The sequence below is a fragment of the Bdellovibrio bacteriovorus str. Tiberius genome, from assembly GCF_000317895.1.
GTDB lineage: Bacteria > Bdellovibrionota > Bdellovibrionia > Bdellovibrionales > Bdellovibrionaceae > Bdellovibrio > Bdellovibrio bacteriovorus_F.
The window spans coordinates 708,477-724,033 of record NC_019567.1 but is presented as its reverse complement, the minus strand read 5'-3'; the positions used below and the strand labels follow the sequence as shown (position 1 = coordinate 724,033).

General features: G+C 50.5%; 12 protein-coding genes. 6 read left to right on the top strand and 6 right to left on the bottom strand.

The features are described from left to right. Window positions 1-290 precede the first annotated feature (290 nt). Both BDT_RS03520 and BDT_RS03515 read right to left on the bottom strand, forming a co-directional pair. Window positions 291-1,370, bottom strand: coding sequence for a metallophosphoesterase (locus tag BDT_RS03520; protein ID WP_015089889.1), 1,080 nt, complete (start codon window positions 1,368-1,370; stop codon window positions 291-293). A 61-nt stretch (window positions 1,371-1,431) separates the two neighbouring features. Next, window positions 1,432-2,724 (bottom strand): hypothetical protein, encoded by a 1,293-nt coding sequence (locus BDT_RS03515; protein WP_235046244.1) that lies wholly within the window; start codon window positions 2,722-2,724, stop codon window positions 1,432-1,434. 551 nt (window positions 2,725-3,275) lie between these two features. On the opposite strand from BDT_RS03515, the gene BDT_RS03510 reads away from it, so the two are divergent. Beyond that, entirely contained in the window at window positions 3,276-5,078 is a 1,803-nt protein-coding gene (locus tag BDT_RS03510) for an alpha/beta fold hydrolase (RefSeq protein WP_015089886.1), read from the top strand. Between the two features lie 6 nt (window positions 5,079-5,084). Further along, entirely contained in the window at window positions 5,085-6,773 is a 1,689-nt protein-coding gene (locus BDT_RS03505; protein ID WP_015089885.1) for a GMC oxidoreductase, read from the top strand. Window positions 6,774-6,806: 33 nt separating this feature from the next. Here BDT_RS03505 and BDT_RS03500 read toward each other — a convergent pair whose 3' ends face one another. From BDT_RS03500 to rlmN, 3 genes are all read right to left on the bottom strand, one after another. Then, the gene (locus BDT_RS03500; RefSeq protein ID WP_148278691.1) at window positions 6,807-7,700 is read right to left on the bottom strand and encodes a hypothetical protein; all 894 of its coding nucleotides are present in this window, start codon (window positions 7,698-7,700) and stop codon (window positions 6,807-6,809) included. Window positions 7,701-7,871: 171 nt separating this feature from the next. After that, the gene (locus tag BDT_RS03495) at window positions 7,872-8,780 is read right to left on the bottom strand and encodes a PfkB family carbohydrate kinase (RefSeq protein WP_015089882.1); all 909 of its coding nucleotides are present in this window, start codon (window positions 8,778-8,780) and stop codon (window positions 7,872-7,874) included. 10 nt (window positions 8,781-8,790) lie between these two features. Next, window positions 8,791-9,990, bottom strand: a complete 1,200-nt coding sequence (gene rlmN / locus BDT_RS03490; RefSeq protein ID WP_015089881.1) for a 23S rRNA (adenine(2503)-C(2))-methyltransferase RlmN — start codon at window positions 9,988-9,990, stop codon at window positions 8,791-8,793. Window positions 9,991-10,309: 319 nt separating this feature from the next. Here rlmN and BDT_RS03485 point away from each other — a divergent pair, with 319 nt between their 5' ends. The 4 genes from BDT_RS03485 to BDT_RS03470 all read left to right on the top strand — a co-directional run bounded on the left by BDT_RS03485 (window position 10,310) and on the right by BDT_RS03470 (window position 13,461). Beyond that, complete coding sequence (locus BDT_RS03485) at window positions 10,310-11,461, top strand: MFS transporter (RefSeq protein ID WP_015089880.1); 1,152 nt, start codon at window positions 10,310-10,312, stop codon at window positions 11,459-11,461. Continuing rightward, window positions 11,452-12,252 (top strand): hypothetical protein, encoded by an 801-nt coding sequence (locus BDT_RS03480; RefSeq protein ID WP_015089879.1) that lies wholly within the window; start codon window positions 11,452-11,454, stop codon window positions 12,250-12,252. The genes BDT_RS03485 and BDT_RS03480 overlap by 10 nt, the downstream gene beginning before the upstream one ends. A gap of 130 nt (window positions 12,253-12,382) precedes the next feature. Continuing rightward, a complete protein-coding gene (locus tag BDT_RS19160; protein ID WP_051026259.1) occupies window positions 12,383-12,721 on the top strand; it encodes a KH domain-containing protein in 339 nt (112 codons plus the stop codon). A gap of 104 nt (window positions 12,722-12,825) precedes the next feature. Beyond that, window positions 12,826-13,461 carry a substrate-binding periplasmic protein gene (locus tag BDT_RS03470; RefSeq protein WP_015089877.1) on the top strand — a complete coding sequence of 212 codons (636 nt, stop codon included), beginning with the start codon at window positions 12,826-12,828 and terminating at the stop codon, window positions 13,459-13,461. Between the two features lie 4 nt (window positions 13,462-13,465). Here BDT_RS03470 and BDT_RS03465 read toward each other — a convergent pair whose 3' ends face one another. Next, window positions 13,466-15,544: an NHL repeat-containing protein gene (locus tag BDT_RS03465; RefSeq protein ID WP_015089876.1), complete on the bottom strand. Its 2,079-nt coding sequence runs from the start codon at window positions 15,542-15,544 to the stop codon at window positions 13,466-13,468. Between the last annotated feature and the right edge of the window lie 13 nt (window positions 15,545-15,557).

Sequence of the window (15,557 nt, the reverse complement as noted above, 5' to 3'; positions counted from 1 at the left end):
CACTTCACCAAAACAGATTCATCAATCCTATGAAACGAATGCGAAATCTCCAACATACGTGCATCTCTTTCTAAGTTAAAAACCGATCCCACCCGCGGCGCTCCCAAAGGGAGCCAGCCCCCACGCGGCGCCCGAAGGGCCAGCCAGAAAACTACTGGGATTTAAAGGGTGATCAAAACGGTCCAGCCGCAAGGCGGAGGACAGCCCTCGCAGTGCAGGCGTGCTCCAAGCACGTCGAAGCGAGAAGGCTGTCCGACAACGCAGTCGGATGGGCCGTTTTCATCGCCCGCTCACGAGATGGCTACGTCTTCTTCGATTTTGTGATAACCCTTCCACTCCTTCAGTCTGCCTCGCGGCCGACCTCCGTCTTCAGGGTATTCGATAAGAACATAGGTTAGTTTCGTGATCTTTCCCAAGGACACAATATCCAAAGAAGTGATCTCAGTCCATGTTCCCGTATTGAAATATTCTTTATTCTCTGACCACTGGCGATACTGATAAACGTGCGTGTGACCAAAGATCACGGTGTGCACGCGGTCATCCCCCAGAATTTTACGCGCTGATTCACTTAAATCCGGAAAGATGGCGCTTTCCGCGATCACCTGGATGATTCGCTTCAAAGGCCAGTGACGGCGCGGATCCTTCACCAGGATGCTTTTCAGGAAGTATCCCATGGCCATAAAGAACGCGCGAATCATTGTTCCGGTTTCGTTCAGGAAAGCCCAGCGGACCATTTTGCCAAAAGGACGGATCTTATCGACATGGGGATAATGTTGTTTGATTTTCAACACCACTTCCAGGAAGAAATGGGATCCAAACGGCAGATTCAGGATCGGTTCCACCAGATCCTTTTTCAGGAAGAACTTTTTGGGATCCATACGATTGGCGGCTTCATGCATATGGCCGTGCTCGATATGAACTCCATCAAAGAAATAAACGATGTTTTTAAAGCGAATCGGCGTGCCGATGACCTGATTCAGGTAGGCGCGGCAGGCAGGCCACAGCATCCCCTGATCGTGGTTGCCGACGATGTAGGTGATGGTGTTACCGGGTTTTGCGGCGAATTCAGACAGCGCGGTAAAGACGGCTTTATGCCCGTTCACGCAGTCTTTCAGAATCTCCAAAGTCACGGATTCAGTGATCACTGACAGGAAGTGGCCTTTGTAATCACACTGCAGGAAGTTCAGGAAATCGCCGTTGATGATCAGTTCGACTTCATAGTCGCGATAGACACCGGTGGAATAGAAGTGGATGAATTCCACCAGCTTTTCCCCGTAATAGAATTCTTCGAGTGAATTGATTCCGCCTTTTTCCAACAGGCGGCCCTTCCCCAAATGGAGATCACTGACGATGATCTTGATTTTTTTCACGGGAGCAGGTTTCGCAAGGGCGGCGCCTTCGCTACTTTCTACCTGGGAAGCGGACTCCATACTACTCAGCTTTCTTCAACGGAACGAGATTCTCTTCTTTCGCCTCCAGGTTCGTCAAAGCCAAACGCAGTGCGCGCTCGGTTCGTTTGACTTGATCCTGATTGGCCTCGATCGTCTTGTTAAGCTCAAGACATTTCTTACGGTAATTATCGAGTTCCTGAGAGAGCTGATCAATCTTTCTTTTTTGTTCTAAAATATACTCATCTTTGGACCGAACAAGAGCGGATTTTTCTGCACGGAGCAATTCCAGGCGGTTTTCCAGCTCGCGTTCGCGGACACGGATCTTTTTGAAGTCGGATTTTAGTCTAGTTTCAAGTTCTTCAACCTTGATGCGCGCCTTGGCAACCTCGTTCTCTTTGTACTGAAGGTTCCCTTTCAGGATCAGGATCTCGCTTTGTGCGGATTCCTGCATCTCGGTTTTCTCTTTTTCGATTTCAGAAATGCGAACGGTCAGGTCATCGGTGCGGGAACGGATGATTTCACCGGCAGAAGCCAGTTCTTCATTTTCACCACGCAGATGCTCCACTTCCCGCTCAAGCTCCAGGATGCGCTGTTGCGCCAGCTTCAGGTTTTCGGCCTGAGCCAGACTGGCATCCACAGAAGTCATCACATTGGCGGCCCCACGGCTGCCACGGAAGTTTCCGACGCTGACTTTGACATCCACTTCAGGCTGGGATTTGCGCGAACCCACACGGGCATTGGCAAAGCCTTCCACTGCGACAGTTTTATCCGCATCAGTGCCGCCCACAGCTGAACTGGTGGCGTTGAAATCCTGTTGAATGGAAACGGTTTTGTCTTCAGCAACTGGCTGGGAGCTGAAAACCGGACGAGTGGAATCGTCATCCATCGCCGACACTGGCATCGAATCCAGGTCATCCGCCGACTGATAGCCTGCATCCGCGGAAGGACCGTCGTAACGTTCCTCTTCACCCACGGACGGACCCATCATGAAGCGCTCGGAAGGCGGCAAATCGCCAAAGCCCTCGGGCATTTCAAAGTCTTCAGATTCAGAAGCCTCCACCTCTGGAATTGCAGGTGGATTGTAAGAACCATCGTAAGAACTTTCATTGGACTCTGCAGAATATTCTGCGCCACCGACAAACTCTGAAGAGTCGATGTCTTTGGCAGCATCTTTCCCAAGTCCCTGTTCCAGACTGTCCCAGATGTTCCCGCCCACGGCAGTCGCATCCAGACGGTTTTCGTCTGTGGCAAGAGCAGGCAGACCGTCATACTCCTCGCTCGCATCGCTTGCACGATACGAGGACTCGGATTGAATCTCCTTGAGATCATCCATCAATGACTCAATCAGATTCTCTGCGGCTGAAGATTTCTTTTTCTTTTTGCTCATGTCTAAGGGAAATATCGGAATTTTCCGGACTTCCCTTTAAGTATAAAACAAAGCCGGATCAATATCAGGATCTAGGTCCGGGGTGTCTCATTCTGCGACGGCTCCGTGCGCTGACGGGCTTTTCTCTGGCGCCATTCCATAAAGAAAAAGACGGAAACAAAAAATATAAGGGGGATGATGATAACCAAAAGATTCAAAAACTTCTGTGGAAGTTCCATAGGGTCTCCTTAGTGAGGGCGACCCTACCCTCGATAAACTTCCGCAAAAATCGCGGAACCCGATGAAACTATTCAGTTGTTTTCATCGTAAACGAACCCATAAATTTTGTCCACCAAAGCCGGTTGTATGCAGTCCGATATTTGATCAACTCTTGTTAATGGCATTCAAGCAATCCATGCGTCCGACAAATTACAGTTGCGTCCAATTTTTCTGGGCCTGAGACATATTCATGTTTTTCACAAAACTCCGTAATGTAGATATAAACAAAGGATAGTTAAATGACAGCAACAGTGACTTCACTAGAGTTCAGCGAAAGAATGGCTGGCTTTTTTGTCGCAAAAAAATTCACACTGCGCCCTTCCGCACCGCTGCCACAATCGGAATTTCAAAAAGAGTCCGAACGTTTTGACAAACTGCCGTTTGAATTCAATTTGCAGATTCATGTCCCGGATCTGGCAAAGTTTCATGCTGACAACAGCACCCCTTCCAAAGTTTCAGGCACCGTGACCGACATCCGTTTTGGCGATGAACTGCCCATTCTTGAAGGCCACTTTCATTTATTCACCCGACCTGCCGCCAGCCCCAACATGGACACCGCCAAAGAAATGCACTACACGCTTTTCTTTCAGGACCGCGAAGAAAAAAAATGGACCCTGTTTGGCTTTAAGGACGTGATCAAAGAAGACACCTCTGAGATCTGGCAACAGACCACGACGTTGTATTTCTATCTGTGGGAAGGGCATTCCACCTATGAAAACTTTGGTGAAAAAAAGGTCCAGGGTGTCGGGGTTCTGCGAATTTCTTTGAAGGACTTTATCAAGCAGATGGGCACTTTCAAGACCAATGCCGCCAATTCGATGGAGGACAAGGAAGCCATCTTGAAATATTTCAAAGCCTTCCTGGGAAATCTTTGGGAGGTCTATGCCCCATTTATCTTCACCACCTCCTCCGCGCGCTGGAATGAACATATTTATCCACCACACACCACACAAGGGGTGGCTTTGGGGGAAAAGACACTGCACCCGCTTGATACGCGCGACGGCTTAAGTATATCCATTCAAAGATTCCACTGCGCCCCTCAAAAAGATGTCGTACTGCTATTGCACGGGCTGACCACTTCAACTGACATGTTCATCATGCCTGAGCACGAAAATCTGGTGAATCATCTGCACGGCGCCGGGTACACCGATGTGTGGTCGCTGGACTGGCGGGGCAGCGGACGTTTTAATTACAATCTTTCCCCGCATGGCTACACCATTGATGATATCGCCAAATACGATATCCCCCGCGCCGTGGAATTCATTCGCGAGCAATGCGGCAATGACGTGCGCATTCATGTGGTAGCCCACTGTGTGGGTTCACTGGCATTCATGGCATCGCTGGCTGCCGGCTATATCACTGATATCGCCAGTGTCATTTCAAACAGTGTGTCTTTAACTCCGCAAGTGCGCTGGCAGTCGAAGCTGAAAATGATGGTGGGTCCGGAAATCTTTGAAAAAGTTTTTGGTTATGCCTATGTCAGCCCGCGAATCCCCTATATGCCCGGGCGCGCCTTTGGTAAATGGCTGTACTGGATGGAGCGGTCTCTGCGCAGTGAATGCCGCGAACCAGCCTGCCACATGGTCAGCTTCATGTGGGGCTGGGGCTTCCCGGCAGTTTACAATCATCGCAACCTGCATCCAGCGACTCACCGTCGCCTGATGGATCTGTTTGGGGGAACCAGTTTTCACTATCACAAACACATCCGCAAAATGCTGATGGCTCAGCACTCGCTTTCCTTTGATGGCCAGATCAACTATCTGGAGAAAATGAAGCTGCTGGACATGCCGCCGACACTGCTGATTTCCGGCAGCGACAATCATATTTTCCCGGGCTCAAACAAAAAAACCTATGACGAACTGAAAACCACCAAGAACGCGGGCCGGATCCAGTACAAGGAATTTGCCCAGTACGGACATCAGGATGTTTTCATGGGACAATACTGCCACACAGAGGTCTTCCCCCAACTGGTGGAGTTCCTGAAGCAAAACTCTTTGCAACAAACACCGGCTGCCGAAAAGCCGAAACTTCGCATTGCCTGAGGCACTATGAAATTGGACTATGACTATATCGTGATCGGTTCTGGTTTTGGCGGATCGGTCATGACCTGCCGCTTGGTTGAAAAAGGCTATAAAGTCTGCCTGATGGAACGTGGCCGTCAGTGGAAGATAGGTCAATTTCCACGTCGCCCCCACGATGTGCAACAGCGTATGTTCTGGGATCCCGAAGACCAGAAATACGGTCTGATGGAAATGCGGGATACGCCGGAAAGTGATGTCCTGTCGCTGACAGCCAGCGGACTGGGTGGTGGCAGTCTGATTTATGCCAATGTTCTTTACCGAATGCCCGACAGATTCTTCCAGGGCTGGCCGCAGATCTACAACCGTAAAAGTCTTGATCCATTTTACGACCGGGTTCTACATATGATGGAGGCCAAGCCCTACCCTTATGAAACGCAAAACTACTACAAGGCCACTCCAAAAACCGCGCTTTTAAAAAGGTTGGCGGAAGAAATGCCGCCACCGCCGGATTCGGTCGGAAAACCCAGCTTTAATCTGCCGCCCTTGGGGGTACGTTTTGAAGGCAGCTTTCCCGGACATCAAACCCACAACATGCATGGGGCCTTGCAATCCAAGTGCAACAAATGCGGTGATTGCGACATCGGTTGTAACATCAATGCCAAGAACTCTTTGGATTTGAATTATATTTTCCGCGCCCGGAATTTGAAGACATCTGAACATCCTGCCGACATTCGCACTCACGCGGATGTGGTGCGTATCGAGCACTTTGGTGACTATTATAAAGTGACTTATGTCATTCCGGAATTCCCACAACAAGAAACCACTTTTACTGCGAAAAATGTGGTGCTGTCAGCCGGGTCTATCGGATCGACTTCCCTGCTGTTGAAAATGAAAAAACAGGGGCACCTGCCAAAATTGAACATCTGGCTGGGAAAAAAGTGGAGCGGCAATGGTGATTTGCTGGGATTGATTTTTGGATCCCGCGAAAATATCGACGCCACCAATGGTCCGGTTATTACCGGTGCAATTGAATATAACTTCAAGGACTATGACGATGGTTATCACCATGGAATGTACCTGCAGGAGGCCGGATTCCCGGTGGGCTTTGCCTGGTATCTTTCCGGAAAAATCCCTCAGCTGCCGGGCATTCGCGGACTAGGGACGCTGTTTGCCCGCAGTATCAAGAAATACGTCTTTAAGATTCTGAATCTCGAAAGCCGCGACCAGGTCAACGTCGGTGAAGAGTTCGCCCAGGCCATTGATCGCGCGGACTTCACCAAGCGCTGCTTTGTGCTTTTGGGCATGGGTCGTGACAAACCCGACGGAGAAATCCGTCTGCGCTCGGACAATCAGGCCATCATCAAATGGAAAATGGACGGCAGCAAATTGCACTTTGATCGCCTGCGCACGCAAATGAAGAAAATCGCCGAGCGTATTGGTGGAGTTTTTGTCGACAACCCGCTGACTCACTTGAATAAAGTCGTGGCCGTTCACCCTCTGGGCGGTTGCCCGATGGGGGAAACCTCTGACACGGGCTTCGTAAATCCACTGGGCGAAGTGTACGGATATAAAGGTTTGTTCGTCGTAGACGGCAGCATCCTGCCCTCTTCCACTGGCCCCAACCCTTCACTGACCATTGCCGCGGTCGCCGAATACATCGCTGAGCAGATTCCAAACAAAGTAACCACAAAAAGCAAAGAGACCCAGGAAGCCTAGGTCTCTTTGTTGTTTCAAAATCGTTTTGTCGAATCAGTTCCAGTCGGTGTAGTGATCCAGACCACCGCTGTCATCCCAGTTTTCATCCGAAAGAATCAACTTGATTCCAAACAGTTTTTCACCCCAATAGCTTTTGCAGGTAATTTCATAATCCTGGAATGAATTTGCCGCACGCTCTTTCAATCCACCCACCACAGGAATTGCGCGGTTGACCTCGCTCAGATTATTCGTCGTCGTGTAATTCACTTTGGCAGAACCGTAATATCGCAGCGAATTGGACGATTCCAGAACATAACCATGGCTTTCCTGAACGCTGGTCAAAAAGTAATTGCCATTATTTTTCGGAAAATCCTCAACCATGATCGGAGCTGCCCCGCCAAAACAAAGGGAGGGCAATGTGCCAGATTCACAGTTTAGTGGAGATGAGGTGGGCTCGGCACCAGGAGGCACATAGCCTCCAGTTGTCACTGTCGTTGGGTTGCCTTGAGCATCGGGCGGACCAGGGCTGTCCTGGGGCGCATCATCCGAGCGAAGATAATAGTACGGCGTAAAGCTAAGAATCGGACAATAGGCAGGCTGAAGAGAACCCATTTTAAACTGCACCTCACTATAGTAAAGCTGCGCCTCTGGAATCGAGACTTCACAAAGAAGGTCTGTGCTGGGGGAATTTGGATTTATCGAGCAGGTTTTCCAGTTCTGAAACTCAGCGGTTTCAGCCGCTGACTCCCAGCGAGTGCCCACCTGCAGGTAAACATAACTCCCAGCTGGCACGCCATCTGGCAGAGGCGTTGTCGGCGTGGTGGGTGTCGTCGGTGTTTCCGTGCTTGGTAAATCCGTCGGTATAAGAGCCTTCGGCTCTTCTGAACAAGAAATCACAGATACTGCCAAAAACAAGAATGCCAATAGTAAATATACTGCTGTTTTCATGCCTTAAACATCGGAAGCGCAGCAACGGGCAACAGAGGCATAAACAAGAATTGTTTGCTTCTTGCCTAAAAACCAGACTTTCAGTAACAAACAATGTTCAATTTATCTTCAATTCACAAAACATCTTAACAAAGAAAAAAGGCCTCCAGGGTGGAGGCCTTTGACAGGATCTTAAACAGTGATGACTTTTTTGTATTCAGTCAGGCGTTTTTCAAGATCGCCCAAAGTCACATTCGCCAAGGCTTTTACAGAGAAATCCTGGATCGTATGGGAAGCCATCATGGAACCCATGATGCAGGCTTGTTTCAAATTCGCGATAGTTGGAACTTCCTTCTGAGCTGCCAGATAACCGAAGAAACCACCAGCAAAGGTGTCACCCGCGCCCGTTGGATCAACAACTGTCGGGATCGGCATTGCTGGAAGGATGAAGTAGCCTTCGTCCTTCGTGTACATCGCAAAACCGTACTCACCGCGTTTGATAACAACAGCCTTAGGGCCCATAGCAGTGATCATCGGAGCTGCAGAGATCGCATTGGCAGCGCCTGTCAGCATCTTGGCTTCACCTTCATTGATCAAAACCAGATCCACCTTTTTAAGAACATCAATCAGCTTGTCCTTTTTGATGGAGATCCAGAAGTTCATGGTGTCCATGCCAACAAACTTAGGGGATTTCACCTGCTCCAGAACCTGCAATTGCAGTTCAGGGGCGATGTTTGCCAGAAACACGAAAGAAGAATCTTTGAAATGCTCTGGCAGTTGCGGATTGAAGTCCGCAAATACATTCAGATCGGTTTTCAAAGTTTTTGCTTCGTTCAGGTCACCTTCATAGGAACCCGCCCAATGGAAGGTTTTGCCCGGAACCTTGGAAAGACCCGCCAGGTCCACACCACGGTTGTTCAAAAGATCATAGTCCTTCTGGTCATAGTCTTCACCAACCACACCAACAACACGGACTTTGGAAAACAGTGATGCTGCCAAAGAGAAATAGTTCGCAGAACCGCCCAAAGCACGGTCCACTTTACCGGATGGAGTTTCAATGGAATCGTAAGCCAGACTGCCGACAACAAGAATTTCAGACATAATGTTACCTCTATTGTTGATTGTTTTGTTCTGCTTCTTGCGCAGCCAAAAGTTCACGTTTGTATTTAGGAAGACCCGCGAGACGAGAGTTGGAAATATCCATCGTCTGAGGACGCTCTTTCACCGTCGTCAACTGACCGCAAGCCGCGAAGATGTCACGACCCATGGAGCGACGAAGAAGAACATGCGCGCCCAGATTCATCAATTCAGTGTGGAACGCCTGGATCGTGTCGTCATCAGGACGCTCGTAACCAGAACCCGGGTGTTCATTGAACGGAATGATGTTGATTTTGCACGGAACGTCTTTCACCAGTTTCACCAGCTGACGAGCGTGCTCCAACTGATCAGTGATACCTTTCAGCAGTACGTATTCGAAAGTGATCTTGTCTTTGGAAACACGGTAGTGCTCTTTACAAGCTTCCAACAATGTCTTGGTGTCCCAGCGTTTATTGATTGGCATCACCTGAGTGCGGATCTCATCGTTAGGACCGTTCAAGCTGACTGCCAGGCGGACCTTCGCATCAGCCACACGCCACATTTCCGGCACGATACCGGAAGTGGATACCGTGATCTTTTTACGGGACAGATTGATACCCCATGGGGAATGAATCACGTCGATCGTTTTGAAAACTGCTTCCGGATTGTCCAGCGGCTCGCCCATGCCCATGAATACGATATTGGTGATGCGCTGGCCTTCAGCCAGACGGTCGTGAACCTGCATGAACTGACCCACGATGTCTTCTGTGCGCAAACGGCGTTTCAATTTCTGTTTGCCCGTGAAGCAGAATTTGCAGGCCATGTTACAGCCCACTTCAGAGGAAATACACAAAGTCAGACGGTCTTCAGACGGAATCACAACCGCTTCAACGGACATGCCGTCTTTCATGTCGAACAGGAATTTCTGGGTGCCGTCAACCGACTTCAAGTGCTGAAGAACCGGAGGCAGCTCGAAAGAAAGCATGGATGGAAGATCCTGGCGGAATTCCTTGGACAGATTGGTCATCTGCTCCGGATCAGTCACACGCTGTTCGTAAACCCATTTGAAAATCTGCTGAGCACGGAACTGCTCTTTGCCTTTGCTTTTGATATAGGCTTTCAGATCTTCCAGTGTCAGGGAGTAAAAATTGACAGGTTGATTTTCAAGGGGTTTGGCGACGTTGTCGTCAGAATAATTAACGGGCGCAAGAGTGCTGCCGGCGTTTGCTTCCATCTTCGGGCTCCTTGGCTTTTTACAGCCGTGCTTGTTACAGCTGGGACCTTACCTTCACTAAGGCTGATCCCGTTGGTTAAAGGATTATGTGTGCGGCGTTTGTAGCACAAGCACCCCCCTTTTCCTAGGGATTTCATATAATTGGGGGCCCATTAAGGGGGCTTCAGAGTCTTTTTCAGGAATTCTTACACTCTCTGCCCAGTCAGTGACCACCCTCGTCTGTGTTTAAACCGGGTTTTCCAGACACAGGGCCTTGGAAAGAATCCAGCCTCCCCAGTCCCTCCTTCTTTTTTTCCTACGGCGCCCTTATAGTGGGCGCATGATTTGGCCCTTTATTTTCCTGTCTTATGCAAGTTTGTTTGTTTTCGGCCTGACCGACAACATTCGTGGGCCGCTCTTTCCCGAAATTCTGCGCCAATTTGGAGTCAGCGACGGCACGGGTTCGCTGATGTTTGCCTTTTCCAATATCTCAGGTCTGATTTCCAGTTATGCCTGCCGCTATCTTTTGCGCCGCTATGACCGCCTGACTGTTTTGCAGGCCGGGACGGTGGGACTGATTGTCTCTTTGCTGGGGCTTGCGGTGTCCCCGGTCTTCCCGATGTTCTTGATCTTCAGTTTTGGCTTTGGCTTCAGCATGGGTATTCTGGGCTTGGTACCCAACGTGCTGGTCCCCATGGGTTCAAGCCCCGAGCGCAAACAACAAATGCTGGCCGGACTGCACACCATGTATGGCCTGGCCAGTTTGCTGGCGCCACTTCTTGCCGCCTCCGTCGAGTATCTGACTGGCAGCTGGCGCTGGACGTTCGCCATTGCCACCGTGGGGCCGTTGAGTCTTTTCATTTACACTCTTCATCCCAGCCACAAGTCGCTGCACACCCGTTCGACCGTTACGGATGATCAACACCGCGCCAATAAAAAGAAGAACCTGAAGCCACAGTTGTTCCTGGCGATCATGCTGAGCTTTGCTGTCGCCGCCGAAATCATGGTGTCTTCCCGCCTAGCGCTTTACATGCAAAGAACCTGGAACTTTTCAATGGAGTCCTCCAGCATTTATGTGACCTACTTCTTTGTTTGCATGATGCTGGGTCGATTGGCGTTTGCTGTCATTCATTTCAAACAAAGTGCAAAGTTTCTTCTGTCGGCTTCTTTGGTGGCAAGTTTGATTGTCTTGCTGGCAGGCATTTACGTGCACCCTCTGTTCCTGGCGGGTACCGGTTTGGCAATAGCCCCGTTTTACCCTTTGGCTATTTCGTGGATTTCCTCTGAGTTCCCCGAAGACCTGGATACGGCCGTCACTTATATGATGACGACAGACTCTCTGATGCTGATTGTAATGCACGTTGCGATTGGCAAACTGACAGACTTGATCGGGATTCAAAATGCGATTCTGGCGGGCTCGTTGTTCCTGGTGGGTTCCTTTATGATGGTAAACAGTTATGCGTGGCTGTTTAAGAGGTCCAAATGCGTATAAGTATTCTTTTCGTTTTACTTCTCAGCTTCAATCCGGCCTTTGCAGGGCTTGAGCTTCCGCATGAAAGCCAGCTGGCCTCTTTGATGCTGAATCAAAACGACGATGAACTTTACTTGCGCGGGGTGATTCCTCACTCCCGCCCCAGTTCCTTGTGTGGTCCCGCAAGTGCGATCAACTGGTTGCAGCTTGAAAACAAGTCCCTGTCCAAATCCCAGCAGGTTGACCTGCTGGCCCAGGCCGCAAGTGTGAGTCTTGCCCAGGGCACAGATGTGAATCAGGGACTGATCGAACCACAGCTGGTGCAGTACTTGAAGAATCTGGATCAACTGACGGGACGAAATAACCACTACGGTGGAAAAGGCCGTCACTTTGGCGCAACTGAACTGACAGTTTCTGATCTGCTGTCTTCTGAACCACAGATTCTGCTGCTGCGCTATGACTCCCGTCCACGCCCGGCGCAACCACCGATAGGACGCGGCCGCAGCCCGCGCATTGGCGGTGATCGAGATGGCGGTCGTGATATGGGAATTCCTATCTTGGATGAAAACGAAATCCGCGGATTCCACTTTGTCCTGAAAGTCGCCGCAGACTCGGCGTCTCAGGAAATATTGTTCATCGATCCCGAAAATCCAGGACGTTATTCCCGCGCCCGTCTTGAAATTCGCAACAATCCCCGCAATCAAAAACCGGAAGTGCGCGTGCTGCCGCACTCAGCGAAGGATCTGGTCAGCTTCTCTGGCGGTGGGATGCTGATCTGGACGGCGCTTTCAGCAATTGAGAAAAATCCTTAGCAATCACGTCGGGGCTAATTCAAAAGCCTCAGTTTGTGGCCTGCGATGGTCCCGTTTTGGCAGTTTCAATTATCACTGCTTCCGCAAACCCGCATAATCTGAATGAAGCAACTGTTATTGCGGGAGTCCTATGAGTTTGCCTAAGGTAATTACAAGATCTGCCTCGTCGTCTGAATCCACAGCGGACACGCCCCTCTGCCCAATCAAGCTGAACGAGGAACGGGAAAACGGGCGCAAACTGATTTTGGGGTTGCTGACAGAGCTGGTCAGTGACAGTTCAAGCCTGTCCATCAATGTCGAAATCGGTGAACGCACCACCGTTTATCATGTGGGCTGCAAAAAAGAATGCATTGGACAAATTCTGGGATCCAAAGGACGGAATATCGGCGCGATCCGAACCCTTATCTCTTCCATTTCAGCTCGGAAAGGATTCCGCGCAATAGTTGAAGTTCCTTATTTTAGTGACTAAGATAGGGAGTGCAATTCCGGAACACACTTCTTCTTATTTCAGTCTCTCTCTTTGGTCTGCCGACACTGGCCTCGTCGCCTTTAACAACTGTGATAGGCGAAAACATGTCGGCCCCGTGGTATTTTGCGGATTCCGGGGCATCTCCAAAGGGGATCACCGCTGATTATGTGCGCGCCCTCGCGAACGAACTGGGCCGCAAAATTGATATTCTTGTGCTGCCAAAGTTTCGCATCAGGGAAAATTCGCAAAAGAACAAGATTGATCTGAACTGCTATACATCCCGCGAATGGGCCCAGGTCCGCGAGGCTGACGTTTTTTGGTCTGAGCCTCTTTTCACTTCAAAGAATTTGATTGTTTCTAACACCGCTGGCGTAAAATCTTTGGATCAACTGAAAAAACAGCGGATCGGCACTGTCCTGAAGTACCGATATCCAGCCCTGCAAGACAGTTTCAGTGCAGGGACACTCTTACGGGATGATTCCCCTAATGAAGATGCCAATCTGCAAAAGCTGGATGCTTCGCGCTTTAACTATGCGGTGGTTGAAGAAATACATTTGGCTTATTATCTTAAGCGCCACAAAAGTTCAAAGATCCAAAGACGTGGACTTGTCATCGAGGAAATCCCTGTGCGCTGCTGGCTGCGCCGCGATTCTCCTCTGAAGATTTCTGAACTGAATCGTGCCATTGCCCAGATGAAGGCTAACGGCACGATGGAGAAGATTTTTAAAAAATACAGATAGTCCACTAAGGACGCGGGACCCATTTCACGATATTCTCGCCAACAAAAATAATTTTTCGCCCCGACACACAAATACTGAAAGCGCTGCCAATCTCAGACTGCTTAACTCCATTTGAAAGGGACCCCGTATAACCGGGACTTGTACTAAGCACCCCGGCAATCGTGGTGACGACGGCACTTGGGGTGATCTTGCGAATTGTGGCTTCTCCCCACTCGGCAACATAGAGATTCCCTGAAGAATCCGTCGCGACAAAATGCGGTTGAGAAAAGCGGGCATTGCTTCCCATGCCGTCATCATTTCCGCCCTGACCGGCAGCCCCGGCGAAAGTGGTCACGACTCCGGCGACGGTGATTTTACGAATGACGTTATTGTCAGTGTCCGCCACAAAAATATTCCCCGACGGAGTGACGGTGATGCCCGCCACGCGGGAAAAGGTCGCGCCAGTTCCGGTTCCATCATCACTTCCCTGAATGCCCACTTGCCCTGCCAAAGTTGTCACGACACCAGCCAAGGTCACTTTTCTGACTGTGTAATTTCCGGAATCAGAAACATAAAGACTTCCAGCCCCATCGCTGGCGATGCCGGCGACTCCGCCAAAACGAGCCGATGTCCCCGTCCCATCGGCGGAACCGGAGTTGTCGTAGTCCCCCGCCAACGATGTCACCACGCCACCCGGGGTGAGCTTTCTGATTCGATACTCATCGGCTATGTAGATATTGCCGTCCTCCGCCACCGTCAGCTTCGTGGGGTACGAGAAGCGGGCCGCCGCCCCGGTTCCATCCGCAGACCCAATCTGACCAGGACTTCCGGCTATCGTAGTTACATTCCCAGAGGGTGTGATTTTTCGAATCGTTCTATTCATTGTATCAGCAACATAGAGATTACCGGCTGGATCGGCCGCAACTCCTTCGGGGCTAAAGAAGGAAGCCGCAGTCCCCGTCCCATCCGCCGACCCATCACTGTCCCCAGCCAACGATCCTGCCACCAGGGTTACAACTCGCGCAGGTGTGATCTTGCGAATCGACGCATTGTCAGAATCGGTGACAAACAAATCCCCGGAGGCATCAATACCTATGCCCGCCGGCCCGGCAAATCGCGCCGCGGTCCCTGTGCCATCCACCGCACCATAATCACCATAGGATCCTGCAAAGTTGCTGACCACGGCCGAGGAGGTCACTTTTCTAATAGCAGAATTACCGTAGTCTGCCACATACAGATTGTCAGAGCTGTCGATGGTGATTCCGATGGGCCAACTAAATCGAGCGGCGGTGCCAGTCCCGTCAAGAGCACCTGTGGCATTGGCCAGTCCCGCAAAGGTCGTCACGACCCCGGCCGGTGTGATTTTACGAATCGTACTGCAGCTTGAACACACTACAAAAAGATTCCCCGCCGAGTCTCCCACAATACCGGTGGGGTAATTAAAATGTGCGGCAGCACCCGTTCCGTCAGTACAACCATAGGTGCCGTCACCGGCAAAAGTCGTCACAACCCCGGCTGGCGTCATTTTGCGGATCATGTTGTTATTTTTATCAGTGATATAAAAGTTGCCATCTGCAGCCAAGGTGATGTCTTCGGGATTGTTGAATCTTGCCGCAGATCCGGTTCCATCAGCCGTGCCGGCGTTCCCGGGTGACCCCGCCACCGTCGTCACGACAGCTGCCGGAGTGATTTTGCGAATGGTGTGGTTGTTTCCTTCCGTAACAAAAAGATTTCCACTGCCATCGATGGTGATCCCTGTCGGGTAGTCAAACCGGGCACTGTCACCCGTTCCATCCGCATGGTCGAAAACACCAAATTTCCCGGCAAAGGTTGAAACAACGCCATTGGAAATCTTGCGAATGACAGAGGCGTTGCTGTCCACGATAAAGATATCTCCAGCCGCATTGACAACCGCATCACGAGGCTCCCTGAATCGAGCGATACTCAGCGGTCCATTGATCATCGCCGAGGCATCGAACTGACCAGCCAGGAGCTGCAACCCCACATGTCTTTTCTGCCAGAAACCACCACCGAATCCGAGAGCGTTCATTGACAGCAGCAACGAAGAAACAAGAGCTGCGAATGTCGTAACTTTTTTTAGCATTCTCCCCCCGGAT

Excerpts from the sequence above, each read along its gene's own strand:
- BDT_RS03515 (WP_235046244.1), bottom strand. The coding sequence starts at position 2,724 with ATGGATGATCTCAAGGAGATTCAATCCGAGTCCTCGTATCGTGCAAGC.
- BDT_RS03510 (WP_015089886.1), top strand. The coding sequence starts at position 3,276 with ATGACAGCAACAGTGACTTCACTAGAGTTCAGCGAAAGAATGGCTGGC.
- BDT_RS03505 (WP_015089885.1), top strand. The coding sequence starts at position 5,085 with ATGAAATTGGACTATGACTATATCGTGATCGGTTCTGGTTTTGGCGGA.
- BDT_RS03500 (WP_148278691.1), bottom strand. The coding sequence starts at position 7,700 with ATGAAAACAGCAGTATATTTACTATTGGCATTCTTGTTTTTGGCAGTA.
- BDT_RS03495 (WP_015089882.1), bottom strand. The coding sequence starts at position 8,780 with ATGTCTGAAATTCTTGTTGTCGGCAGTCTGGCTTACGATTCCATTGAA.
- rlmN (WP_015089881.1), bottom strand. The coding sequence starts at position 9,990 with ATGGAAGCAAACGCCGGCAGCACTCTTGCGCCCGTTAATTATTCTGAC.
- BDT_RS03485 (WP_015089880.1), top strand. The coding sequence starts at position 10,310 with ATGATTTGGCCCTTTATTTTCCTGTCTTATGCAAGTTTGTTTGTTTTC.
- BDT_RS03480 (WP_015089879.1), top strand. The coding sequence starts at position 11,452 with ATGCGTATAAGTATTCTTTTCGTTTTACTTCTCAGCTTCAATCCGGCC.
- BDT_RS19160 (WP_051026259.1), top strand. The coding sequence starts at position 12,383 with ATGAGTTTGCCTAAGGTAATTACAAGATCTGCCTCGTCGTCTGAATCC.
- BDT_RS03470 (WP_015089877.1), top strand. The coding sequence starts at position 12,826 with ATGTCGGCCCCGTGGTATTTTGCGGATTCCGGGGCATCTCCAAAGGGG.
- BDT_RS03465 (WP_015089876.1), bottom strand. The coding sequence starts at position 15,544 with ATGCTAAAAAAAGTTACGACATTCGCAGCTCTTGTTTCTTCGTTGCTG.